Origin of the sequence: Mycobacterium sp. G7A2 (assembly GCF_041902445.1) — a bacterium.
Classification (GTDB): Bacteria; Actinomycetota; Actinomycetes; order Mycobacteriales; family Mycobacteriaceae; genus Mycobacterium.
The window spans coordinates 2,637,744-2,660,609 of sequence record NZ_CP169251.1 but is presented as its reverse complement, the minus strand read 5'-3'; the positions used below and the strand labels follow the sequence as shown (position 1 = coordinate 2,660,609).

Here is a 22,866-nt window from a genome sequence, read left to right as displayed (position 1 = left end):
AACATACATGATGTAGGTTGATCAGTCGGGCGTATTGACGGCGGTCGAAAGCACTACCAGGAGTGATCGATTGACGATTCGAGTGGCACAGTGGGCAACGGGCGCGGTCGGACGTGCGGCGCTGCGGGAGCTGATCGAGAACCCGAATTTCCAGTTGGCGGGAGTGCTGGTCTACGACCCCGCCAAAGACGGGCTCGACGCAGGCGCACTGTGCGGACTCCCGCCGACGACGGGAGTCCGGGCCACCACGGACAAGGATGTCATTCTGGCGTCAGGCGCCGAGGTCGCCGTGCACGCGGCCAGTAAGGCGCACGCAGTCGAAACCAACGCCGAGGACATCTGCCGGATGCTCGCGGCCGGTATCGACGTGATCAGTACGACGTCCTACAACCACCTCCCCACCTACGGCACAGCCACCACCGAGGCCTTCCGCGACGCGTGCCGGACCGGGAATTCGCGTTTTCACGCTGCCGGTGAGAACCCGGGCTTCATGTTCGAGCGCTTGGTCACGACCGTCACCGGATTGAGCAAATCCATCGACCGCATCGACCTCTACGAGGCCACCGACGTCTCGTCCGTCGACAGTCGGCCGATGCTGATCGACCTGATGGGGATGGGCCGCTCGCCGGCAGACGTCACCGTCGACTCACCGATCATCAAGAAGCTGGACATGGCGTACCGGCAGGCGCTCAACGCCACCGCCGACGTCCTCGGCATCGAGCTGACGCACATCGACGTCTCGGTGGACTGCACCACGCTGCCGCACCCCATCGAGGTGAAGGCCGGCGCCATCGAGGCCGGAACTGTGGTGGGCCAGCGGTTCTCCTGGGTCGGCCACTGGTCGGGACGGCCGCTACTCGCCATCCACGAGGAGTGGGTGCTCACCCGCGACCTGCCCCAGTGGGGCCTCGAGCCGCTCGCTCCCGGCGAGAAGGCGCCGCTGATACGAGCCGTCATCAAGGGCGAACCCAGCTTCGAGTTGAACCTGGATGTGGGATGGGACGTCGAGGTACCGACTGGCCAACACGCCACGCCCGGCCATCTGATGATCGCGATGAGCGCGGTGCGCGCCATCCCCTACGTCCGGGAGCAGAGCGCGGGAATCGTCTCCGCTCCGGTGTTCGGCGCGATCCAGCTGTCAGCCGACGCCCACCGCACGTGAGATGTTCTCGCTCGGAGCTGCGTGAAACACGTGGCCGGACCCGTCCGGCAGGACCCGGCGGGCCACCAGGTAGTCGCTACCCAACCACCCCTGGCGGATGAAGCGACCGAACCGCAGAAACGTCCCGGGTGCGCCGCTGGCCGCCGGGATCAGCTTGACCTGCTCCATCGCCTGCTTGACCCCTCCGCCGGTCAACGGGCGCGCCGCCGCCAGTGCCCGGACGATCACCGTGGCCGCATCGTGGGCAAGCCCCGGCATGGAGTGGCCCGGCCGTCGGCCGTATCGCGCCTCGAATCGATCGAGAAAGGCCTGCCCCACCGCGTTGCGCTCGTCGTAACTGTCGAGGCCGATCCAGCCGGCGAGCTGTCGCATCCACTCCGCATTGATGTGCGCCATTTCGAAGGCCGTGGTGGTGTAGCGCGGCGGATCCCAGCCGGCGGCCAGCAGTGCGTCGGTGAATCCCCACAGGCCGTGGCCGAATCCGACGTGGACCAGCGCATCCGGTTCCGTGGCTCGCAGTCGGTCGACGACGTCGGCCTTGTCCGCCTCTACCTGCGGTATCGCCATCGTCGCTACCACAGTCAAACCCGCGGCTGTGTAGGCCTTTTCGGCAAAAGAGAGGTACTCTTTACCGATCAGCGACGCCTCGTAGGCGATCGCGATGCGCGACCTGCTGTCGCCCAGCATGACAGCCGCCAGCATCACCGGCTCCTCCGCCATCGAGCCGTTGTTCAGTGCGAAACACCATTCACCCAGAGCGCCCTCCGAGCCGGACAAGGTGATGATCGGCGTCCGCGCCGTCTCGTCGACGTGGGGACGCAGCGGCACCACGTTGTCGGAGATCCACGGACCGAAGATGGCCAGGCAGCCCTCCCCCACGAGTTCGTCGAACGCACGCTCGACGGCGGCGTAGGTGCCGTTGGGCAGGCCGACCACGTTGCGCCGGACGAGTTCCACCGGCCGATCGATTCGTGCGGCGGCGAGCGCTTCGTCGATGACGAGTTTGATCGCGTTGACGGTGTCATTGTCAGTGTCACCCATCGTCGGATAGTCATTGAGCAAACCGACTTTCAACGGAGCAACCGAACCGTAAGCGCGAACCTCGTCGTCAGCCATCTTCGCAACATACAGCATGAATGTTGTTACGATGTCCGCATGGCGAAGCGGGGCGGGGCCGACCACCAACGGCGTGAGCGCGGCGACCAGACTCGACGCGATCTGATCGACGCAGGTCGCGCCCTGTTCGTTGCCAACGGCTATTTCCACACCAGCATCGGGGATCTCGTATCCAAATCCGGGGTGGGGACCCGCGGGGCGTTCTATCACCACTTCAGCGACAAGGCCGAACTGTTTCGGGCGGTGTTCCAGGAAGTGGAACGCGACCTCACCCTGAGGTCGCTGACGTCGCCACCCGAGGGTGCGGATCCGTGGGAACGGCTGAGCCGCGGTCTGCAGAGCTTCCTGGAGGCAGCCGTCGAACCGGAAGTTCAGCGTGTCATGTTGCTCGACGGACCGGTCGTACTCGGATGGGAGGCGGTGCGTTCCATCCAGGGGCAGAGCAGTATCGCGATGATCCAGAAGATGGTCGGCAAAGCGATCTCCGACGGCATCATCGAGGACCACCCCGTCAGCGAGCTGACCCACATACTCGTGGCTGCGGTCGAGGAAGGGGCGCTGCTTGTCGCCCACGCGCCACAGCCCGAGGAAGCGCGTCAACGGGCCGCCACAATCTTGGACCGGCTACTGCTGAGCTTCGCCTCGTCGAGCCGAAAAGCTCTGCGACGCTGATGCCTTTCCCCCACTACCGGACCCCACCTGCCCAACCGGAAACAATTGTTTTCGTTTTTCGCATATTGTCCCTCTATAGTCTTGATAGCTTTGGCTCTACGCTGCGCAAGGAGACTCATGCACCCATCTGACGAGCGACCCCGAGTGTCGGACGATTCCCCGCTCCGGGTCGCCGTCGTCGGCGCGTCAGCCGGCCTCGGCCGGTGTATCGGCATCGGTCTGGCCGCAAAGGGCGTACGAGTCGCCTTCATGGCCCGCCGCAAGGACAGGCTCGAGAACGCGGCCAAGGAAGCGGGAAACGACGCGGCCGCGGTCGCGTGCGACGTCACCGATGAGGCGAGTTGTCAACGAGCCTTCACCGAGGTGACCGACACGTTCGGCGGCTTGGACGCGCTCGTGTACACCACGGGGATGGGTGTCCTGGCGCCACTGGCCGACGTGACCGCCGAGCAGTGGGCACAGCTGTTCGCCACCAATGTCACCGGCGCGTCGCTGGTGACCGCTGCCGCCGCACCGCACCTGGCGGCGAACGCCGGGTCCGCGGTGTATCTGTCCTCGCTGAGCGCGTCGTACTCCACACCATGGCCGATGCTGGGTGCCTACGCAGTGAGCAAGGCTGCGCTGGACAAGCTCGTCGAAGCCTGGCGGATCGAGCATCCCAACATCGGCTTCACGCGGCTGGCGGTCGGCGACAGCTTCGGCGGCAGCGGTGATTCGCAAACAGAGTTCAACAAGAGTTGGGACCCCAAGGCCCTGGACACCGCGATCCGATTCTGGATGGAAAACGGTTACATGCAGGGCGGCCTCGTCGACGCCGACCACCTCACCGACACGGTTCACTCCGTGCTCCGTTGCGGCAAAAGCAGTTTCATCCCCTACCTGACATTGGCTCCGCGGCCAGCGGACGCCGTCAAGGAACTCCGACAGTGGTGAAGGACATCGACCGGTGACACACGAATCGCGCATGCTCATCGACGGCAAGCTCGTCGACTCGGAAACAGGCAGACAGTTCGACAACGTCAACCCCGCCACCGAGGAAGTGATGGGCGGCACGGCCGACGGCACGCGGGCCGACATGGAGCGGGCCGTCGCGGCGGCCCGGCATGCCTTCGACCACACGGATTGGTCGCGCGACGGCGAGGCCAGGGCGACCGGTCTCGGGCAACTGCAGGCAGCACTGGAGAACGAGCGAGAAGAGCTGCGCAGCGAACTCGTCGCAGAGGTGGGCTGTCCCGTCTTGAGCACCTACGGACCCCAGCTCGACGTTCCCCTCAACGAAGCGCTGACGTGGCCGGCCGACATGATCAGTCAGTTCCCGTGGAAGCGGTCGCTGCCCGACAAAGACGCGTTCGGGATGGGCACGCCGGCCGCCCGAGAGGTCTGGAAGGAACCCATCGGGGTCGTCGGCGTCATCGCGCCCTGGAACTTCCCGTTCGAGATCATCCTGAACAAGATCGGCCCCGTGCTCGCGATGGGCAACACGTGCGTGCTCAAGCCGGCTCCGGACACGCCGTGGAATTGCACTCGGATCGCCCGCATCATCGCCGAGCAGACCGACATTCCGCCCGGGGTGCTCAACATCGTCACCTCGTCAGACCACCTGGTCGGCGAGGTGCTGTCCACCTCGCCGCTGGTCGACATGGTGGCGTTCACCGGGTCGACGGCCACCGGCCGTCGGGTGATGCAAGCCGCCGCACAGACGGTCAAGCCGACCTTCCTGGAGCTCGGCGGCAAGTCCGTGTATCTGGTGCTCGACGAGGAGGGCGACCTCAAGGCGTCGGTCGGCGGCAGTGCCTTCATCTCGATGCACGCAGGTCAGGGCTGCGCGATGCCGACGCGGCTGCTGGTACCCAATTCGCGCTACGACGAATCCGTCGAGATCGTCAAGGTGGCCATGGAGAAGAACAAGTACGGCGACCCCACCGACCCGTCCGTGCTGCAGGGCCCTCAGGTGTCGAAGCGCCAGCAGGAACGGGTGCTGGGATACATCGAGAAGGGCAAACAGGAGGGTGCCCGACTGGTGACCGGCGGTGGAGTCCCGAAACACCTGTCCCGCGGATACTTCGTCGAACCGACCGTGTTCGCCGGCGTGGACAACCGGATGACCATCGCGCAGGAGGAGATCTTCGGTCCGGTGCTGTCGGTGATCGGTTTCGACGGCGACGACGACGCCGTACGCATCGCCAACGATTCCATCTACGGCCTGTCCGGTGTCGTGTTCGCCAGCGACCTGGATCGGGCGAAGTCCGTCGCCGGTCGTATTCGCACCGGCACCCTCGGCATCAACGGCGGCCTCTGGTACGGCGCCGATGCGCCGTTCGGCGGCTACAAGCAATCGGGCATCGGCCGCCAGTGCGGCATCGAAGGCCTGGAGATCTTCACCGAGACCAAGACCGTCGGCTGGCCGGCGTGATCGCCCCGACGGCCGCGACCGAGGAGACACCATGAAGTCCAGAGCAGCGGTACTGCGAGGGGTCGGTGTGGATTGGGAGGTCACCGACATCGAGCTCGACCCGCCTCGCGCCGGCGAGGTCCTCGTGAAGATGGCCTTCGCCGGGATCTGCCACTCCGACGAGCACTTCTACACCGGCGACAGCGTGCCGAGCGCCGACATGGAGGAGATGATGCGCGCGGCCGGCGTGCCTGTTCCGGAGTGGTTCCCGATGCTGGGCGGCCACGAGGGTGCCGGTGTCGTCGAGAAGGTGGGTCCCGAGGTCCGCACCCTCCGACCCGGCGACCACGTCGCCGTCTCCTTCTTTCCGGCGTGCGGCAACTGCCGCTGGTGCGCCACCGGACACACCTACCTCTGCGACGTCGGCGCAGACATCTACAGCAAGGACATGACCACCGACCACACCCGCCGACGCCACGTATCGGGCCCGAACGGCGTCGAGGACCTGATGGCGATGATGCAGGTCGGCACCTTCTCGGAATACGTGGTCGCCTCGGAACGGTCTCTGGTCAAGATCAACGAGTGGATCCCGCTGGAGGCCGCATCGCTGGTGTCCTGCGGCGTCACCACCGGTTTCGGATCCGGATCCCACGCTGCCGGAACGGAGCCCGGTGACACCGTGGTCGTCATCGGCGTCGGGGGGATCGGGATGAACGCGGTTCAAGGGGCCAAGGTGTCCGGCGCCAAACACATCGTGGCGGTCGACCCGAACGAGTTCAAACGCGACATCGCACCCACCTTCGGCGCTACGCACACCGCCACCGATGCCGGGGCCGCGCTCGAACTGGTGAAGGAACTGACCTGGGGGGTGATGGCCGACCGCGTGGTCCTGACGCCTGGCGTCGTGCCGCCCGACCTGATCATGATCGCGATGATGCTGTTGCGCAAAGGCGGCACCTGCGTGCTGACCGGCATGGCGAAGGTCAGCGACCTGATGGTGCCGATGAGCCTGCCCGACATGGTCAGCTCCTGCAAGACGCTCAAAGGCGTTCTCTACGGCGGCATGAACCCCCGCGACGCCATGCCCAAACTGCTGTCGATGTACGAGGCCGGCACCATCAAGCTCGATGAACTCGTCACGCGCACCTACAAGCTCGACGACATCAACGAGGCCATGCGTGATCTGCGTGCCGGCGACAACATTCGCGGTGTCATCGCGTTCGAGTAACCCTCCGAGTCACACCTACGCTGAGGTGGCCAGCGACTTTCGGTCCTCGTCGGCGAAGGTGTCCTCCAGCTGCAGCGGCGAGTAATCCACGTCGATCTCACCGAGTGGCCGCCCCCGTGCGCTGCTGATGGTGCCGAAGCGGCGCATCCCCTTGTCGGCGGCATACTGCTGCATGTCGTCCTTCTCGAGGTGGAAGGGCACCTCGTCGTAGAGGTCATACGCATCGTCGGTGTTCTTCAGCGCCAGCGGGATGAGCTCGTTCATCCGGGACTCGAACACCGACCAGTTGGCGTCATCGGCAGCGACGTGGCGACGGCAGGTGAACGTACCCCAGGCCATGTGGCGACGCTCGTCGTCACCGATCCGCCGAACGAGTTCCTGCATGCCCGGAAGGATGTTGTTGTCCACGCAAATCCGGTGCCACGCATAGTATCCCGTCAACGCCATCATCCCTTCGATGACGTGGTTGTAGGTCACCGACGCACGGACCTGCGCGGCCGGGGACGGGTCGGCCAGCAATGCGTCGAGGGATTCCGGCAACTCTTCGTAGAAGATGGTCCGGTAGGTCGGCAGGTCGTCGAGGAAGCGCTGCAGGTCGTCGGTCACGCCGACCGCGTCGAGCCACAACCGAAACACCTGGGTGTGCTTGGCCTCTTCGAACGCGAACTGGGTCAGATACATCTCGTCACCGAGCCGCCCCTCGGCACGCATCGCCGCCATGAAGGGCTGGATGTCCTGCGTGACTGCCTCCTCGCCGGCGATGAACTGCGCGCACAGGCGCGTCGCCCATTCGCGTTCCAACTCCGTGAGCGCTTCCCAGTCAGCCCGGTCCCGAGAGAAGTCGATGTCTGCCGGATTCCAGAACTTGGCGTTGCCGCCCGCGAACAGCTTGAGCGGCAGGCTGGCCCAGTTCAGCCCGCCTTCGGCCAATGAGTCCGAGCGAGTTCTAGCCATGTGCTTCTCCTTGCGCGATTGTGGTGGTTCGGTGGGATGGGTTGGTGGAGCCGAACGCGGCCGACAGCACTGCGACATAGCGACGTACCACCAGAATCGGTTGTTCAGAGGACAATTCGTCGAGTCCGAGGACGGGATCCATCCCGCGGACGTACGGCGCCAGTGCCAGATGAGGCATCAGCATCAACAGCAGCGACAACAACGCGTCGATGTCCGCATCCGGCCGCAGATCGCCGCGGGTGCGCGCAGCGTGCACCAACGGTCGCAGCACCTCCAGGTAGTGGCGGTGCACGACGGCCCGCACACTGACCCGCGCGTCGGTGTCGACCTCGAAACTCGACGCCGCGTGGAGCGCTCGATCCCGCGGATGGTCGGCGAAGTACGCCACCCACACATCGAGCAGATCGGTGAGGAACTCGAAGAACGGCCGGTCGGGCTCGAGCTCGTGGATCTGATACTCCATGTAGGCCCGCACCCGCTGGCTGCCCACATCGGTGATGTAGGCGTACAGGTCTCGCTTGTCGGCGAAGTACTGGAACAGGCTGCCTTTGGCAACGCCTGCCCGACGAGCGATGACGTTGAGGCTGCCGCCGGAGAACCCGTGTGCGGCGAACTCCGCTTCCGCCGCGTCCACCACCGCCGAACGCCGCTCCCCACCCAACCGGGACCAGGTGACCGTCGGCATCGAGCCTCCCAGGGACTATGACCACTGGTCATATTACTGTGATCGGCAACACAGTCAAGGCCCGGTCAATAGTTTTGCGTCTATATAGACAATAAGTAATATATGGGTGTGGATGTCTTCGAGGCCGTTGCCGAACCGAACCGGCGGGCTCTGTTGGATGTGCTGATGAGCGGCGAGCGCACGGCCGGCGAACTGGTCGCGACGTTGCCCGACCTGACGCAGCCGACGGTGTCGCGACACCTGCGCATATTGCGCGAAGTAGGCCTTGTCGAAGTCCGCCCCGATGCCCAACGTCGGGTCTACGCGCTGCGCGCCGACGGCCTGGCACCCATCGACGACTGGATCGAGCGCTACCGACGGTTCTGGAGCGGCCACCTGGACGCGCTCGAACGCCACCTGCATGAACAGCACGGAGGACAGCCATGACAGACCCGCAGACCGACCGCGGCGGACGCCTTCTCATCGACGGCGACCGGGCCACGCTGGCCTTCGAACGACGTCTACCGTTCCCGATCGACGTGGTCTGGGCCGCGATCACCGACCCGGCGCAACGCTGCCGATGGTTCGGCGAAACGACGATCGACGCGCGCGAAGGCGGACTGATCGACATGGTCGCCGACGGGCCTCCGCTGTCGCCGGAACGAAAACGGATGACGGGCCGCATCCTGGTCTGGGATCCGCCGAACGTCTTCGAACACCAATGGTGTCAGCCCATCGTCGAGGACGGCGTGGTCCGATACGAACTGCGAACAGACGGGCAGGAGACCGTCCTGCGCTTCACCCATCGCGGCCTCGGTATCCGCAACGCCACCGGGTTCCGCGGCGGTACCCATGCCTACCTCGACAGACTCGAGGCGTACCTGAACGAAGACGTTCTGCCGGACTGGCTCGCCCGCCGTCGGCAGATCGTTGCCACCAGAGGTGAAACACCATGACAGTCACCGAGCTACCCGAACCGCGCGTCGCCGTCGCCTACCACTCCGGCTTCGGCCACACTGCGACGTTGGCGGCAGCTGTTGCCGCCGGGGCTCGGGATAGCGCCGCCGAGGTCGCCATGATCGCCGTCGACGCGATCACCGACGACGGCTGGCACGAACTTGATGAGTCCGACGCGGTGGTGTTCGGTTGCCCGACCTACATGGGCAACGTATCCGCCGGATTCCAGGCTTTCGCCGAGAAGACCGGCCGACGTTGCATCAACGGCACCTGGCAGAACAAGATCGCGGCCGGGTTCACCAACTCAGGCGCGAAAAGCGGCGACAAACTTCAGACCCTGATGTCGCTGGCAGTATTCGCCGCCCAGCACCACATGCTGTGGGTCAGTCTGGGCCTACCGCCGGGCTGGAACAGCTCCTCAGGCAGCGATCAGGACCTCAACCGGCTCGGCTTCTGGCTCGGCGCCGCCGCAGCCACCGACGTCGACGCCGGCCCCGAGCATGTTCAGTCCGCCGATGTCGCGACGTGCCGGCATCTCGGTGCGCGGGTCAGCTCCGTCTGCAGACAGCTGATCGCGGGCCGCGCGGTCACCGCAGCGGCTCGAGGTCCTGCAGCATGGTCGGCACCAACTCGCTGACCGTCGGGTGGATGTGCATCGTTCGGGAGATCGCCGTGTAGGGCAGCTTGGCGGTCATGACGTCGAGAATGCTGTGCACCACCTCGTCACCACCGACGCCCAGGATGGCCGCACCGAGGATCTCCTCGGTCTCGGCGTCGACAACCACCTTCATGAAGCCCTGCGTCTCGCCCTTTTCCACCGCTCTTCCCACCCGGGTCATCGGCCGTTTGCCCACCAGCGCCTTGCGCCCCGAACGCCGAACCTCGTCGACCGTCATGCCCGCTCGTCCCAGCGGCGGATCGATGTAGAGCGCGTAGGTGGTGATGCGGTCGCTGACCCGGCGCGGGTCGTCGTCGAGCAGGTTCGCCGCCACGATCTCGAAGTCGTTGTAGGAGGTGTGGGTGAACGCGCCCCGTCCGTTGCAGTCGCCCATCGCCCAGATGTGGTCGACGGTGGTGCGCAGCTGATCGTCGACGACGATGTAGCCGCGCCGGTCGGTGTCCACACCGGCTGCGTCGAGACCGAGATCGTCGGTGTTGGGCTGGCGCCCGACCGCCACGAGCAGGTGGCTGCCCGCGATCGGCTCCGCACCCTCGCGCGGCGTGACTGTGAATCCACTGTCCTGCTTGGCGAATCGGATGCTGCCGGCATCCACCACGACATCGATGCCCTCGGCCTCGAGGATGTCCCTGACCGCCGCCGAGACATCCTCGTCCTCGCGCGACGTCAACCGGGGGCCCTTCTCGATGACCGTCACCTTCGCCCCGAAGCGCCGGAACATCTGCGCGAACTCCAGCGCGATGTAACTGCCGCCGATGACCACCAGATGGTCGGGCACCATGTCGAGGTCGAGAATGCCGACGTTGGTCAGGTAGTCGACGTCGGCCAATCCGGGCATGTCCGGTGCGACGGCACGCCCGCCGACGTTGAGGAAGAACCGGTCCGCCGTCAGCAGGTGCTCCCCCACCCGCATTGTGTGCGGATCCTCGAAGCGGGCGTGGCCGCGGATCAGCGTGCAGCCCTTCATCCCCTCCAGCCACGATTCGACACCCTCGCGGTCACCTCCGCTGATCCGATCCTTGCGCGCCTTGACCGCGGCCATGTCGACCGCGACTTCCCCTGTCCCGACCCCGAAATCGGCGCCGCGGCGCGCCAGATGTGCGGCGTGCGCACTGGCCACCAGCGTCTTGGTCGGGATACAGCCGTAGTTCACGCAGGTGCCGCCGACGAGTTTGCGTTCGATGACGGCCACGGTCTGACCTGCAGCGGTCAGTCTGCCCGCCAGCGGGGGGCCGGCCTGGCCGGCACCGACGATGATCGCGTCGAAGTGCTGTGGGGTATCCACGACTACACCAGGCTCACCAGGAAGGCGACGAGCAGTCCGCCGCCGACGGCCAGCGCATCCTCACCGAAGGCACCGGGGCGATCGTTGCCCTTGTTGGCGGCGGCCACCCTGCTGCGTAGGGCGGCGCCGGCCAACGTGCCGAGCACCGCACCGACCATGCCGGCGCCCAGGGCACTGAAGGTATGGAAGAACGCGCTGCCGATCACCGCACCGGCGAACCCACCACTGACCAGCCGAGCGATGAACTGCGGGGCGACTTTCCGGCTCGGAGTGCTCGGCAACTGGTCGGTGACCAGTTCGACGACGAGGAAGATGGTCAGCACCGTGACCGTGATCGGATGGGCCATCCACTCCGACCACTTGTCGGTCACGTCGATCCAGCCGAGCATCGCCCCCCAGGCCACCGCCGCCGGCGGAGTCATCGCGCGCAGACCGGCGACGACGCCGATCAGTAAGGCCAACAGAAGCACGGAAACCAGCGTCATCGGACCTCCGACCGGTGGATGGACATCCGGACGCTAACACGGTCGACGACGACGTGAGCGGTCTCGATCAGAAGCGGCAGAACCGGATGTCAGAGGCCAGAATCGCCTTGGCGCCGATGGCCGCCAGTTCGTCCATGATCGCGTTGACGTCCCGACGCGGCACCAGCGCCCGCACCGCCACCCAACCCGGGTCGGCCAGTGGCGCGATGGTCGGCGACTCCAGCCCGGGTGTCACCTCGGTGGCTTTCTCGAGGAGCGGACGGGGGCAGTCGTAGTCCAGCATCAGATACTGCTGACCGAACACCACCCCCTGCACCCGGCCTGCCAACTGGGCGCGGGCCGCGGCCTTCTCGCTGTCGGCGGGCTCCCCGGCGTCATCCTGCTCGATGAGCACAGCCTCGGAGTCGCACAGCGGTTCACCGAACGCCGCGAGGTCGTGCAGGCCCAGTGTGCGTCCGGACCCGACGACGTCGGCGATCGCATCGGCCACGCCGAGTTGCACCGAGATCTCCACCGCGCCGTCAAGACGGATCACCGTAGCCTCGATTCCCCTGGCCGACAGATCCTTTCGGACGATGTTCGGAAAGGCCGTGGCGATCCGCTTGCCGGCAAGATCCTCGACCCGCCACGGCCGCCCTGCCGGTGCCGCGTAACGAAACGTCGAGGAACCGAAGCCCAGCGCCAGCCGTTCCCGCACCGGCGCGTCGGATTCGCGGGCCAGGTCGCGGCCGGTGATGCCGAAGTCGAGTTCCCCGGAACCGACATAGATCGCGATGTCCTTCGGGCGCAGAAAGAAGAACTCGACGTTGTTGGCGGGATCGACGACCGTCAGATCCTTACCGTCGGTCCGCCGCCGGTAGCCGGCCTCGGACAGGACCTCGGCGGCCGGTTCGCTCAGGGTGCCCTTGTTGGGGACCGCCACGCGCAGCATCGCTCACAGCCTCCGGTACACGTCGTCGAGGGACAGTCCCCGCGCGAGCATCAGCACCTGGGTCCAGTAGAGCAGCTGGCTGATCTCCTCGGCCAACGCCTCGTCACCCTCGTGTTCGGCGGCCAGCCACACCTCGCCGGCCTCCTCGAGGATCTTCTTGCCGATACCGTGCACACCGCCGTCGAGAGCCGCGACGGTGCCGCTGCCGGTGGGGCGGGTGCGCGCACGCTCACTCAACTCGGCGAACAGCGCGTCGAAGGTCTTCACGGCCTGCGATTGTGTCACGACCGGACTCCGCTACTGCCATCGGCCGTGGGTTGGTCTCGGCGGCATGGCCGCGGGTTGGCATCGGTGACACGGCCGCGCCGTGCTCAGTGCGGCGACGGGCGGGCGACGTGCGCCTCGTTGTGCATCTCCTCCAACGTCTTGCCCTTTGTCTCCTCCACCCAGCGCCACACGAACAGCAGCGACAGCACCGCGCACAGGGCATAGAAGCCGTAGGCGAACCCGAGCACGTCCCGCAGGCCCGGGAAGGTGACCGTGATCAGCCAGTTCGCCGTCCACTGGCCGGCGGCGGCCAGACCCAGGGCCGCCGCCCGGATGCGGTTGGGGAACATCTCGCCGAGCAGCACCCACACCACCGGCCCCCAGGACATCCCGAACGACACGACGAACAGGTTCGCCGCGATCAGCGCGACCGGCCCTGCCACGTCGCCGAGCTGGGGCTGGCCGTCAACCAGTGGCGCCGTTCCGAAGATCACCGCCATGGTGCCCAGCGTGACGGCCATTCCGGTCGAACCGACCAGGAGCAGCGGTTTGCGGCCGACCTTGTCGATCAGCGCTATCGCGATCAGCGTGGTCGCGATGTTGGTGACCGAGGTGATCACGGTGATCGTGAACGACGAGCTCTCGTCGAAGCCCACCGCCTGCCACAGGACGTTCGAGTAGTAGAAGATCACGTTGATCCCGACGAACTGCTGGAAGATCGACAACCCGAGGCCGACCCACACGATGCCGTACAGCCCGCCGATGAGCGCCACACCGATGAGCAGCGCGAGGAAGACAGCGGCAAGCGGCCACAGCCCGAAGCCGAACGCCGTGACCGCCAGGACGGCGAACACCGACAGCAGCCACCACAGGTAGTCGCGGATCCAGTTGATCAAGCCCGAGGCGACCTCGTCGTCCGGCCGCTCGCGGGACAGGTCACGCCACGACCGTTTCTTCTCGGCGTGCAGGGAGTCCTGGATACGATTGATGGTGATCTCGAGGTTCTTCTCCCCCAAGAGCCGGGTGAGGACCCGACGGGCCTCCGGGATGCGATGCGTGGCAACCAGATAGCGCGGCGACTCCGGGATCGTGAAGGCCAGCAGACCATAGGCCAGTGCGGGGATGATCTCGGCGAGGAACATCCACCGCCAGGCCTGCATACCCAGCCACAGCTCCTCGTTGGAGCCGCCCGCAGCCTCGGCCAGCAGCCAGTCGACGGCCAGGGACACGAAGATGCCGCTGACGATGGCCAACTGTTGCAGGGAGCCGAGCCGACCGCGGATGCGCTCGGGCGAGGTTTCGGCGATGTAGGCGGGCGCGATCACCGACGCGATGCCGACCGCGACGCCGCCGACGACGCGGAACACCACGATCAGCCAGATGTTGGTGCCGATGCCGGTGACGACCGCACTGATCAGGAACAGCGCCGCGGCCAGCTTCATCACCCACAGCCGGCCCATCGCGTCGGCGAGGCGCCCGGCGGTCAACGCGCCGACGGCGGCGCCCAGCAGCGCCGAGGCGACCGCGAAGCCGAGGGTCGCGTCGCTGATCGCGAACTCCTCCTGCAGGGCGCTGACGGCGCCGTTGATCACGGCGCTGTCATAGCCGAACAACAGGCCGCCGAGTGCGGCCACCGAGGCCACCCGCAGCGCGCTGCGTCCGGAACTGAACTCGGTGCCGGCGCCGGCTCCGCCGCCGTCTCCTCTGGCCATGCCGCGACCCCCTTCTCGACTCGGCTATGAGATCGATCACAGCTACGATCGCACACAACACCGACCGCCCGGACCGATATCGGGGGGTGCGGCCGGGTCAGGCCGTACGGTCGCGGGCCTCCCGGTCGATCTCGCGATACACCCGGCGCAGCGCCGCTGCGTCGAGACCGGCCAGCGACTCGGCATGCCGGCGCCGCTCACTCCCGGGCACCGGCACGTCGTTGGGCACGACCAGCACCGCACACCCCGCACGTTCGGCCGCCGTCGACCCCGTCACCGAATCCTCGATGGCAAGGCAGTCGCCGGGTTCCAGCCCGAGCAATTCGGCGGCCCGCAGATAGGGGTCGGGGGCGGGTTTTCCGCTGGGCACCTCGTCACCGCACACCGTCACCGTGAAGTAGTGCCGCCCGATGCTGTTGAGCGCGCGCTCCGCCAACTCCCGTTGCGTGTTCGTCACCAGCGCCATCGGAACAGCTTCCGAAACAAGCGCTTCCAGCATCTCCCGGGCACCCGGGCACCACGGCAGACCACCGTCGAAGAGGTCGGCGGTGTGGTCGTGCAGCCACTGGATCGACCCGGCGATCGCGGCCGGATCGTGATCCAGGCCGAGCTCGGTGTACACCGTGACCATGGTCTCTTCAGCCGAGGCGCCCACCAACGCGGTGCGGGTCTGGCGGCTCATCGTCGCACCGTGGAACTCGTAGAGCTTGTTGAGCGAGATGTCCCAAAGCTTCTCGGAGTCGACGAGGGTGCCGTCCATGTCCCACAGCACCGCTCGCACCCGGCAATTCTGCCACGTCGAGAGCGGGCCACGCGAACCGCTCGACATGCGAACAACCGCCATCTGCAGGATTCTTTGACGATGGCGGCTCCGACCACGGCGAACAAGCCCAAGCGCGTGCACCCGGTAGACGAGGTGCTGCCGGTTCCCAAACTGGCTACCTACGGTTTCCAGCACGTCGTCGCGTTCTACGCGGGCGCGGTCCTGGTGCCCATCATCATCGCCGGTGCAGTCGGACTCACCGATGAGGAACTCGTCAAACTCATCACCGCCGATCTGTTCACCTGCGGGATCGCCTCGATCATCCAGGCCGTCGGGTTCTGGAAAGTCGGGGTGCGACTGCCCCTGTTGCAGGGCGTGACCTTCGCTGGAGTAGCCCCCATCATCGCGATCGGGCTGGCCAACGGAGGCGGCTCGGCCAGCATGCTCTACGTCTACGGCGCGGTCATCGTCGCCGGCATCTTCGCGTTCGCCATCGCGCCCGTCTTCATCAAGCTGCTCAAATTCTTCCCCCCGGTGGTCACCGGCACGCTGATCACCGTCATCGGCCTGGCCCTGGTCCCGGTCGGCGCCATGGACGCCGTCACCAATCCCGCCACCCACGAGCCGGACCCGACCAACATCCGCTGGTTCCTCTATGCGCTCGGCACCATCGCGGTCATCGTCGCGATCCAGCGGCTCTTCCGCGGCTTCATCGCCACCATCGCCGTGCTGCTCGGGCTGGTCATCGGCTGCGCAGTCGCCTATGCGCTGGGTGACATGAACTTCGACCGCGTCGGCGAGGCCGCTGCGGTGGGATTCACCCCGCCGTTCCTGTTCGGTATGCCGAAATTCGACTTCGTCGCGTGTCTGACCATGATGATCGTGATGCTGATCATCGCGGTGGAGTCGACCGGATCGACCATCGCCACCGGGGAGATCGTCGGCAAGCGGATCAAGGCCGAGAACATCGGCAACATGCTGCGCGCCGACGGGGTGGCCACCACCATCGGCGGCATCTTCAACTCGTTCCCCTACACCGCGTTCTCCGAGAACGTCGGACTGGTCCGGCTCACCGGGATCAAGAGCCGCTGGGTGGTGGCCGCGGCCGGCGTGTTCATGATCCTGCTCGGATTCCTGCCCAAGGTGGCCGCGATCGTCGCCTCGATCCCCAACCCGGTGCTCGGCGGCGCGGCACTGACGTTGTTCGCCACCGTGGCCGCGGTCGGGATCCAGACGCTGGGCAAGGTGGATTTCACCGATCACCGCAACCTGATCATCGTCACCACCAGCCTGGCGCTGGCGCTGTGGGTCACCGCCTATCCCGACATCGCCCAGGGTATGCCGACCGGACTGGACCTCATCTTCGGCAGCGGCATCAGCATCGGGGCCGTCAGCGCCATCCTGCTCAACATCGTCTTCTTCCACACCGGCTCGCAGGGACCCCGGGTGGCAGGCGGCGGCTCGATCACCCTCAACGCGGTCAATTCGATGACCCGGGAACGTTTTACCGAGGTGTTCGGCCACGTCGTGCAGGATGTGCCGTGGGCGGTCGACCGCGCCTACGACCAGCGTCCGTTCGCGAGCACGAAGCAGTTGCGCGAGTCGTTCCAGGACGCGGTGCTCACCGGCTCCTCCGAACAGCAACTGGAACTGCTCAACGCGTTCCACGATCTCGGCGCCGAGGACGAGACCGGCCACGCTCTGGCCGCCGACCACAGCGCGCTGTCGAAGCTGGACGAAGACGACCACAACGACGTCGTCGATCTGGCCACCGCATACCGGGAACACTTCGGCTTCCCGCTGGTGATCTGCGCCCGCGAAACCGCGCATTTCGATCGGGTGCTGCAGAACGGGTGGTCACGGATGGACAATTCGCCCGGCGCGGAGAAAGCGTTCGCACTGATCGAGGTCGCCAAGATCGCCAACTACCGGTTCACCGATCTGGTCGACAACGCCAATCCCATTGCCTCGGCCCGATTCAGCCGATTGGACGAAATCCTCTAGATGACCGAGGGAATAGAGGGCTTCAACCGGCTGTCCGAACGGCAGCGGATGCACCTGCTGTTCGAGGTGTGCTCCTCGACGATCTGGGCCCGCCGGGTGCTGGCCGGCGGGCCGTTCCGCGACGCGGAGGCGTTGTTCGACCGCGCCGACCGGGTGCTCGCCGAACTACCAGACGCCGAATTGGATGCGGCGCTGGACGGCCATCCCCGGATCGGCGCCAAGGCCGACAACCCCAGCTCGGCGCGCGAGCAGGCCCGTGTCGCCGACGCCGCCGACGCGGTCAAAGCCGAGCTGGCCGAGAAGAACCGCGCCTACGACGACAAGTTCGGCTACGTGTACCTGGTGTGCGCCAGCGGACGCACCGCCGAGGAGTTGCTGGCCATCCTGACCGATCGGCTCGACAATGATCCCGAGACCGAACGCCGGGTGATGCGCTCGGAGCTGGCCAAGATCAACCGGTTGCGGCTCGAGCGCCTGTTGATGAGGGAGACGCCGCAATGAGCCTGTCCACCCACGTGCTCGACGCGGTCTCCGGCACCCCGGCCGTCGGGGTCGCCGTCACGCTCACCGACTCCGCATCGGACGTACTGACCACCGCGGTCACCGACGGAGACGGCCGTGTGAAGGACCTCGCCGACCATCTGACACCGGGCACCTACCGGCTGACGTTCGACACCGCAGGCTATTTCGCGATGGCCCGCGTCCCGGCGTTCTACCCGGAGGTGGTGATCGCCTTCGAGGTCACCGACCCAGCCGCGCACTACCACGTGCCGCTGCTGCTCTCCCCGTACGCCTACTCCACCTACCGCGGAAGCTGACGAAGAGGGGAACGCACCAATGAAAGCGGTCATCATCGGCGCCGGAATGGGCGGCATGAGCGCGGCGATCGCATTGCGCCAGATCGGTATCGACACCGAGGTCTACGAACGAGTCACCGAGAACAAGCCGGTCGGCGCAGCGATCTCGGTGTGGTCCAACGGGGTCAAGTGCCTCAATCACCTCGGCCTCGAGGAGCAGACCGCGCGACTGGGCGGAATCGTCGACACGATGAGCTACCTCGACGCACACACCGGTGAGACGATGTGCCGATTCTCCATGCAGCCGCTGATCGACGAGGTGGGCCAGCGCCCCTACCCCATCGCGCGCGCCGAACTCCAGGCGATGCTGATGGAGGCCTACGGCATGGACGAGATCAACTTCGGGATGAAGATGGTCAGCGTCGCCGACGGCCCTGAGGAGGCCACCGCGACGTTCGCCGACGGCGCCACGGTGTCGGCCGACGTGATCATCGGCGCCGACGGGGCCAGCTCGATCACCCGGGAGTACGTGCTCGGCAGCCCGGTGACCCGGCGCTACGCCGGGTACGTCAACTTCAACGGCCTGGTCGAGACCGACGAAGCGATCGGCCCTGCCACCGAGTGGACCACCTATGTCGGTGACGGCAAACGGGTCTCGGTGATGCCGGTGTCCGACGGCCGGTTCTACTTCTTCTTCGACGTCGTGATGCCCGAGGACTCTGACGAGAAGGAGAACTACGAGCGCGGCGACGCACGAGAGGTGCTGCGCGGGCACTTCGGCGACTGGGCACCCGGGGTGCAGACCCTGATCGACAAATTGGATCCGATGGCCACCAACCGGGTGGAGATCCTCGACCTCGACCCGTTCCACACCTGGGTCAAGGGCCGGGTCGCCGTGCTCGGCGATGCCGCCCACAACACCACTCCCGACATCGGGCAGGGCGGCTGCTCGGCGATGGAGGACGCCGTCGCACTGCAGTGGGCGTTCCGCGACCACCCCGGCAATGTCCACGCGGCGCTGCTGGCCTATCAGCAGGCGCGCTCGGAGCGAGCCGCGGATCTTGTTCTGCGGGCCCGTAAACGCTGCGACGTCACCCACGGCAAAGACCCGCAGAAGACCGCCGAGTGGTACGAGGAGCTACGACACGAAGACGGCCGCAACGTGATTCGCGGAATCGTCAACAACATCATGGGTGGACCCGTGACCCCGGTCAGCTGAGCACGATGGACCTCAACACCGTCGAGACGACGAGCACACCGACCCACCGCGACGACCTGTGGCCGCTCGGCCCGGCGGACGCGATCCTCGCCGGAGGGACCTGGCTGTTCTCCGAGCCGCAGCCGCACATCCGCCGCCTGGTCGACATCACCCGGCTGGGCTGGGAACCCGTCACGGTGTCCGACGACGGTGTCGAACTGGCGGCGACCGCGACGGTCGCGCAGGTGTCGCGCCTCTCGGCGCGGCTGCAGGCGGAACGCCCCGAATGGACAGCTGCACCGCTGCTGCACCAATGCTGCACCGCGCTGCTGGCCTCGTTCAAGATCTGGAGCAGCGCCACGGTCGGCGGCAACATCTGCCTGGCTTTTCCGGCCGGCTCGATGATCTCGCTCGGTGCGGCGCTGGACGCCGAGGTCACCGTGTGGCGCGGCGACGGCAGCGACTACCGGATGCCGATCACGGAGTTCGTGACCGGTTCGGGCGCCACCGCACTCGCCCCCGGCGAGATCCTGCGATCGGTCCGGATTCCCGCCACCGCACTGCGCGCCGCGACCGCCTACCGCAAGGTGGCGCCGTCTCCGCTCGGTCGCTCAGGCGTCGTCGTGATCGGGCGCCGCGACACCGTCGCCGACGGGCACCGCTTCGTTGTGTCGGTGACCGCGGCCACCACACGACCCCACGTGTTCGACTTCGGCACCGTGCCGAGCGCGCTCGAGCTCGAAGCGGCACACGCCACGATTCCTGACACGGCGTGGACCCTCGATGCGCACGGCGACCCCGACTGGCGGCGCGCGGTTGCGCTGGTGCTGGCCGAACAGATCCGTCGCGAGCTGTCATGAGCATGCGCGTCAACGGTGAAGAGCAGCAGGGTGATCCGCGCCCCGGGCAGTGTCTGCGAACATTCCTGCGCGAGCGTGGCCACACCGAGGTCAAGAAGGGATGCGACGCCGGCGATTGCGGCGCGTGTGCGGTGCTGATCGACGGCGAGGCTGTGCACTCATGCGTCTTTCCGGCATTTCGCGCCGAGGACCGTGACGTCACCACCGTCGCCGGGCTGGGTGACCCGGGCGACCTGCATCCGCTGCAGCGTCGGTTCGTCGAAGCCGCCGGCTTTCAGTGCGGCTTCTGCACGGCGGGGATGATCACCACGGCCGCGGTCCTGTCTGAGGACCAGCTCGCCGAACTCCCCCAGTCGTTGAAGGGAAACCTGTGCCGCTGCACCGGTTATCGCGCCATCGGTGACGCACTGGGTGGGCGGGTCAACGTCGAGAAGTCCGGCGGTGTCGGCGACTCGGTGGCTGCGCCGGCTGCGGTGCGCGTCGTCACCGGCACCGAGCAGTACACGATGGACTTCGAGCCGCCCGGGTTGCTGCATCTCGCGGTGCTGTCGAGCCCGGTGGCCCACGCCAAGATCCTCGACATCGACACCACTGCCGCCGAAGCGGTCGACGGGGTGCACCTGATACTGACCCATCGCGACAGCCCGGACGTGGCGTTCTCGACGGCGCGGCACGAGGACCGCGCCGACGACCCCGATGACACCGTGGTCCTCGACGACACGGTGCGCTTTGTCGGGCAGCGGGTAGCGGCCGTGATCGCCGACAGTGTCGCCGCCGCCGAACGGGCATGCCGCGCCATCGCGGTGACCTATGAACAGCTTCCGGCAGTGTTCGACGCGGACGCGGCGCGGGCGCCGGGAGCGCCGCTGCTGCACCGGGACAAAGGCCCGGACGCGCGGATCGCCGACCCGGGCCGCAACATCGTCGCCGAGGTGCATGGTGGCATCGGCGACGTCGCCACCGGAGTGGACGCGGCGGTCGCCGCCGGTGGTGTGGTCGTTCGGCAGCGCTACACCACCCAGCGCGTCCAGCACACCCACCTCGAGACCCACGGCTGCACCGGGTGGCGTGACGACGACGGCAGACTGGTGCTGCGCACCAGTTCCCAGGTTCCGTTCCTGGTCCGGGATGAGCTGTGCCACGTGTTCGGCCTGTCCCGTGAGGACGTCCACGTGTTCACCCGGCGCATCGGCGGCGGGTTCGGCGGCAAGCAGGAGATGCTGACCGAGGACATCGTCGCCCTGGCTGTGCTGCGGCTGGGGCGGCCCGTTCGCTACGAATTCTCGCGTTCCGACGAGTTCACGATGGCGCCCTGCCGGCATCCGTTCCGGATCGACGTCACCGCGGCCGCCGGGCCGGACGGCGTGCTGACCGCGCTGGCCGTCGACGTGCTCACCGACGCCGGCGCCTACGGCAACCACAGCCCTGGCGTGATGTTCCACGGATGCTCGGAATCGGTATCGGTGTACCGGTGCCCCAACAAGAGAGTCGACGCCCAGTCGGTCTACACCAACAACATCCCGTCCGGGGCGTTCCGCGGGTACGGCCTGAGCCAGATGATCTTCGCGGTGGAGTCCGCACTCGATGAGCTGGCGCTAAGCCTCGGCCTGGATCCGTTCGAGCTGCGCCGGCGCAACGTCGTCGTCCCCGGTGACGAATTCGTCGACGCCGCGGTCGGACACGGAGACCTGATGTTCGGCAGCTACGGCTTGGATCAATGCCTGGACCTGGTGCAGCGCGCCCTGCTCGACGGCAACGGAGCCGAGAGCCCGCCGGGTTGGCGCGTCGGCGAGGGCATGGCGCTCGCGATGATCGCGACGATCCCGCCGCGGGGCCACTATGCCGAGGCGTCGGTGACGCTCACCCCTGACGGTCGCTACCGGCTGTCGGTCGGGACAGCCGAGTTCGGCAACGGCACCACCACCGTGCACACGCAATTGGTCGCTACCGAGCTGAACACCACGCCCGACAGGGTTGAGGTGCACCAATCCGACACTGAAGCAACGGGTTATGACACTGGGGCGTTCGGCTCGGCCGGTACCGTCGTGGCCGGAACCGCGGTGCTCGCTGCCTGCCGCGAGCTGCGGTCGGCCATGCTGTCCGCAGCGGCGGCACTCACTGGATCGGGACCGCATGCCTGCGAACTCACTCCGCACGGGGTGCAGTGCGGCACCCGGCTCGTCGAATTCACCGAGTTGCCGGCATCGCTGGTCGGTTATGGCCGCCACGAGGGCACACCACGATCGGTGGCGTTCAACGTCCAGGGCTTTCGGGTCGCGGTGAATCCCGATACCGGAGAGGTTCGCATCCTGCAGTCGGTCCAGGCCGCCGATGCCGGCGTGGTGATCAACCCCGAGCAGTGCCGCGGGCAGGTCGAAGGCGGTGTCGCCCAGGCGATCGGCTCCGCGCTGTACGAGCAGATGATCGTCGGACCCGACGGCACCGTGCTCACCCAGGTGCTCCGCAACTACCACATCCCGCAGTTCGCCGATATCCCTGTCACCGAGGTGTATTTCGCCGACACCGTCGACCAGCTCGGGCCGATGGGCGCCAAGTCGATGAGCGAATCGCCCTACAACCCGGTAGCCCCCGCCCTTGCCAACGCGATCGCCCGGGCGTGTGGCGCGCGGGTGCGGGACCTGCCGATGACGCCGGCACGCGTGTGGCGGACGTTGGGCGGGACAGACACCACTTCGGCACCACCGATTACCGAGTAGCCGGCCACCAACACGTTGGCGCC

Annotated in this window: 22 protein-coding genes and 1 pseudogene; 14 read left to right on the top strand and 9 right to left on the bottom strand. The window is 66.8% G+C overall.

Features of this window, described 5'->3' with window-relative positions:
* Nucleotides 1-70: 70 nt before the first annotated feature.
* Nucleotides 71-1,162, top strand: coding sequence for a dihydrodipicolinate synthase (locus ACEWX3_RS12785; protein ID WP_374159557.1), 1,092 nt, complete (start codon nt 71-73; stop codon nt 1,160-1,162).
* Here the strand turns inward: ACEWX3_RS12785 and ACEWX3_RS12780 are convergent.
* Nucleotides 1,139-2,278, bottom strand: a complete 1,140-nt coding sequence (locus tag ACEWX3_RS12780) for an ABC transporter substrate-binding protein (protein ID WP_374159556.1) — start codon at nt 2,276-2,278, stop codon at nt 1,139-1,141. The genes ACEWX3_RS12785 and ACEWX3_RS12780 overlap by 24 nt on opposite strands.
* Nucleotides 2,279-2,317: 39 nt before the next feature.
* Here ACEWX3_RS12780 and ACEWX3_RS12775 point away from each other — a divergent pair, with 39 nt between their 5' ends.
* The 4 genes from ACEWX3_RS12775 (at nt 2,318) to ACEWX3_RS12760 (ending at nt 6,570) form a co-directional block, all read left to right on the top strand.
* Complete coding sequence (locus ACEWX3_RS12775; protein ID WP_374159555.1) at nt 2,318-2,950, top strand: TetR/AcrR family transcriptional regulator; 633 nt, start codon at nt 2,318-2,320, stop codon at nt 2,948-2,950.
* A 144-nt stretch (nt 2,951-3,094) separates the two neighbouring features.
* Nucleotides 3,095-3,883, top strand: coding sequence for an SDR family oxidoreductase (locus ACEWX3_RS12770; RefSeq protein WP_374159554.1), 789 nt, complete (start codon nt 3,095-3,097; stop codon nt 3,881-3,883).
* A gap of 31 nt (nt 3,884-3,914) precedes the next feature.
* A complete protein-coding gene (locus tag ACEWX3_RS12765) occupies nt 3,915-5,363 on the top strand; it encodes an aldehyde dehydrogenase family protein (protein ID WP_374159849.1) in 1,449 nt (482 codons plus the stop codon).
* Between the two features lie 31 nt (nt 5,364-5,394).
* A complete protein-coding gene (locus tag ACEWX3_RS12760; protein WP_374159553.1) occupies nt 5,395-6,570 on the top strand; it encodes an NDMA-dependent alcohol dehydrogenase in 1,176 nt (391 codons plus the stop codon).
* Nucleotides 6,571-6,585: 15 nt separating this feature from the next.
* On the opposite strand, the gene ACEWX3_RS12755 is transcribed toward ACEWX3_RS12760, so the two are convergent.
* Together ACEWX3_RS12755 and ACEWX3_RS12750 are read right to left on the bottom strand one after the other, a co-directional pair.
* Nucleotides 6,586-7,524 (bottom strand): R2-like ligand-binding oxidase, encoded by a 939-nt coding sequence (locus tag ACEWX3_RS12755; protein ID WP_374159552.1) that lies wholly within the window; start codon nt 7,522-7,524, stop codon nt 6,586-6,588.
* Complete coding sequence (locus ACEWX3_RS12750; protein WP_374159551.1) at nt 7,517-8,209, bottom strand: TetR/AcrR family transcriptional regulator; 693 nt, start codon at nt 8,207-8,209, stop codon at nt 7,517-7,519. The genes ACEWX3_RS12755 and ACEWX3_RS12750 overlap by 8 nt, the downstream gene beginning before the upstream one ends.
* 108 nt (nt 8,210-8,317) lie before the next feature.
* On the opposite strand from ACEWX3_RS12750, the gene ACEWX3_RS12745 reads away from it, so the two are divergent.
* Genes ACEWX3_RS12745 through ACEWX3_RS12735 form a run of 3 tightly spaced genes read left to right on the top strand, consistent with a single transcriptional unit; the run spans nt 8,318 to nt 9,782 of the window.
* Nucleotides 8,318-8,635 carry a helix-turn-helix transcriptional regulator gene (locus ACEWX3_RS12745; protein WP_207064724.1) on the top strand — a complete coding sequence of 106 codons (318 nt, stop codon included), beginning with the start codon at nt 8,318-8,320 and terminating at the stop codon, nt 8,633-8,635.
* Complete coding sequence (locus ACEWX3_RS12740; RefSeq protein ID WP_374159550.1) at nt 8,632-9,144, top strand: SRPBCC family protein; 513 nt, start codon at nt 8,632-8,634, stop codon at nt 9,142-9,144. Before ACEWX3_RS12745 ends, ACEWX3_RS12740 begins: the two co-directional genes overlap by 4 nt.
* Entirely contained in the window at nt 9,141-9,782 is a 642-nt protein-coding gene (locus ACEWX3_RS12735; RefSeq protein ID WP_374159549.1) for a flavodoxin family protein, read from the top strand. The genes ACEWX3_RS12740 and ACEWX3_RS12735 overlap by 4 nt, the downstream gene beginning before the upstream one ends.
* Here ACEWX3_RS12735 and ACEWX3_RS12730 read toward each other — a convergent pair.
* The 6 genes and pseudogenes from ACEWX3_RS12730 to ACEWX3_RS12705 form a co-directional block, all read right to left on the bottom strand.
* Entirely contained in the window at nt 9,733-11,109 is a 1,377-nt protein-coding gene (locus ACEWX3_RS12730; RefSeq protein WP_374159548.1) for an FAD-containing oxidoreductase, read from the bottom strand. The two genes, ACEWX3_RS12735 and ACEWX3_RS12730, sit on opposite strands and share 50 nt — an antisense overlap.
* Nucleotides 11,110-11,111: 2 nt before the next feature.
* Complete coding sequence (locus ACEWX3_RS12725) at nt 11,112-11,594, bottom strand: DUF4126 family protein (RefSeq protein ID WP_207064728.1); 483 nt, start codon at nt 11,592-11,594, stop codon at nt 11,112-11,114.
* Nucleotides 11,595-11,661: 67 nt separating this feature from the next.
* On the bottom strand, nt 11,662-12,525 hold the full coding sequence (gene hisG, locus ACEWX3_RS12720; RefSeq protein WP_374159547.1) for an ATP phosphoribosyltransferase: 864 nt from the start codon (nt 12,523-12,525) through the stop codon (nt 11,662-11,664).
* A 3-nt stretch (nt 12,526-12,528) separates the two neighbouring features.
* Nucleotides 12,529-12,810 carry a phosphoribosyl-ATP diphosphatase gene (locus tag ACEWX3_RS12715; protein ID WP_207064729.1) on the bottom strand — a complete coding sequence of 94 codons (282 nt, stop codon included), beginning with the start codon at nt 12,808-12,810 and terminating at the stop codon, nt 12,529-12,531.
* 86 nt (nt 12,811-12,896) lie between these two features.
* Nucleotides 12,897-14,438: pseudogene (locus ACEWX3_RS12710) on the bottom strand (MFS transporter); the annotation flags it as partial.
* A gap of 163 nt (nt 14,439-14,601) precedes the next feature.
* A complete protein-coding gene (locus ACEWX3_RS12705; protein WP_163676231.1) occupies nt 14,602-15,285 on the bottom strand; it encodes an HAD family phosphatase in 684 nt (227 codons plus the stop codon).
* Nucleotides 15,286-15,366: 81 nt separating this feature from the next.
* Between ACEWX3_RS12705 and ACEWX3_RS12700 the strand changes: the two genes are divergently transcribed.
* From ACEWX3_RS12700 to ACEWX3_RS12675, 6 genes are read left to right on the top strand one after another with little or no spacing between them, the layout of a single operon-like run.
* Nucleotides 15,367-17,271 (top strand): solute carrier family 23 protein, encoded by a 1,905-nt coding sequence (locus ACEWX3_RS12700; protein WP_374159546.1) that lies wholly within the window; start codon nt 15,367-15,369, stop codon nt 17,269-17,271.
* The gene (gene uraD, locus ACEWX3_RS12695) at nt 17,272-17,772 is read left to right on the top strand and encodes a 2-oxo-4-hydroxy-4-carboxy-5-ureidoimidazoline decarboxylase (protein WP_207064731.1); all 501 of its coding nucleotides are present in this window, start codon (nt 17,272-17,274) and stop codon (nt 17,770-17,772) included. It abuts the gene before it with no gap.
* Nucleotides 17,769-18,089 (top strand): hydroxyisourate hydrolase, encoded by a 321-nt coding sequence (uraH, locus tag ACEWX3_RS12690; RefSeq protein WP_207064732.1) that lies wholly within the window; start codon nt 17,769-17,771, stop codon nt 18,087-18,089. The genes uraD and uraH overlap by 4 nt, the downstream gene beginning before the upstream one ends.
* Nucleotides 18,090-18,108: 19 nt before the next feature.
* Nucleotides 18,109-19,287, top strand: a complete 1,179-nt coding sequence (gene hpxO / locus ACEWX3_RS12685; protein ID WP_207064733.1) for an FAD-dependent urate hydroxylase HpxO — start codon at nt 18,109-18,111, stop codon at nt 19,285-19,287.
* A 5-nt stretch (nt 19,288-19,292) separates the two neighbouring features.
* Nucleotides 19,293-20,126, top strand: coding sequence for a xanthine dehydrogenase family protein subunit M (locus tag ACEWX3_RS12680; protein ID WP_207064734.1), 834 nt, complete (start codon nt 19,293-19,295; stop codon nt 20,124-20,126).
* A complete protein-coding gene (locus ACEWX3_RS12675) occupies nt 20,123-22,843 on the top strand; it encodes a molybdopterin-dependent oxidoreductase (RefSeq protein ID WP_374159545.1) in 2,721 nt (906 codons plus the stop codon). The genes ACEWX3_RS12680 and ACEWX3_RS12675 overlap by 4 nt, the downstream gene beginning before the upstream one ends.
* Nucleotides 22,844-22,866: the final 23 nt, after the last annotated feature.

Excerpts from the sequence above, each read along its gene's own strand:
- hisG (WP_374159547.1), bottom strand. The coding sequence starts at position 12,525 with ATGCTGCGCGTGGCGGTCCCCAACAAGGGCACCCTGAGCGAACCGGCC.
- ACEWX3_RS12740 (WP_374159550.1), top strand. The coding sequence starts at position 8,632 with ATGACAGACCCGCAGACCGACCGCGGCGGACGCCTTCTCATCGACGGC.
- ACEWX3_RS12750 (WP_374159551.1), bottom strand. The coding sequence starts at position 8,209 with ATGCCGACGGTCACCTGGTCCCGGTTGGGTGGGGAGCGGCGTTCGGCG.
- ACEWX3_RS12760 (WP_374159553.1), top strand. The coding sequence starts at position 5,395 with ATGAAGTCCAGAGCAGCGGTACTGCGAGGGGTCGGTGTGGATTGGGAG.
- ACEWX3_RS12755 (WP_374159552.1), bottom strand. The coding sequence starts at position 7,524 with ATGGCTAGAACTCGCTCGGACTCATTGGCCGAAGGCGGGCTGAACTGG.
- ACEWX3_RS12675 (WP_374159545.1), top strand. The coding sequence starts at position 20,123 with ATGAGCATGCGCGTCAACGGTGAAGAGCAGCAGGGTGATCCGCGCCCC.
- ACEWX3_RS12735 (WP_374159549.1), top strand. The coding sequence starts at position 9,141 with ATGACAGTCACCGAGCTACCCGAACCGCGCGTCGCCGTCGCCTACCAC.
- ACEWX3_RS12680 (WP_207064734.1), top strand. The coding sequence starts at position 19,293 with ATGGACCTCAACACCGTCGAGACGACGAGCACACCGACCCACCGCGAC.
- ACEWX3_RS12780 (WP_374159556.1), bottom strand. The coding sequence starts at position 2,278 with ATGGCTGACGACGAGGTTCGCGCTTACGGTTCGGTTGCTCCGTTGAAA.
- uraD (WP_207064731.1), top strand. The coding sequence starts at position 17,272 with ATGACCGAGGGAATAGAGGGCTTCAACCGGCTGTCCGAACGGCAGCGG.
- ACEWX3_RS12725 (WP_207064728.1), bottom strand. The coding sequence starts at position 11,594 with ATGACGCTGGTTTCCGTGCTTCTGTTGGCCTTACTGATCGGCGTCGTC.
- ACEWX3_RS12765 (WP_374159849.1), top strand. The coding sequence starts at position 3,915 with ATGCTCATCGACGGCAAGCTCGTCGACTCGGAAACAGGCAGACAGTTC.
- uraH (WP_207064732.1), top strand. The coding sequence starts at position 17,769 with ATGAGCCTGTCCACCCACGTGCTCGACGCGGTCTCCGGCACCCCGGCC.
- ACEWX3_RS12700 (WP_374159546.1), top strand. The coding sequence starts at position 15,367 with ATGGCGGCTCCGACCACGGCGAACAAGCCCAAGCGCGTGCACCCGGTA.
- hpxO (WP_207064733.1), top strand. The coding sequence starts at position 18,109 with ATGAAAGCGGTCATCATCGGCGCCGGAATGGGCGGCATGAGCGCGGCG.
- ACEWX3_RS12775 (WP_374159555.1), top strand. The coding sequence starts at position 2,318 with ATGGCGAAGCGGGGCGGGGCCGACCACCAACGGCGTGAGCGCGGCGAC.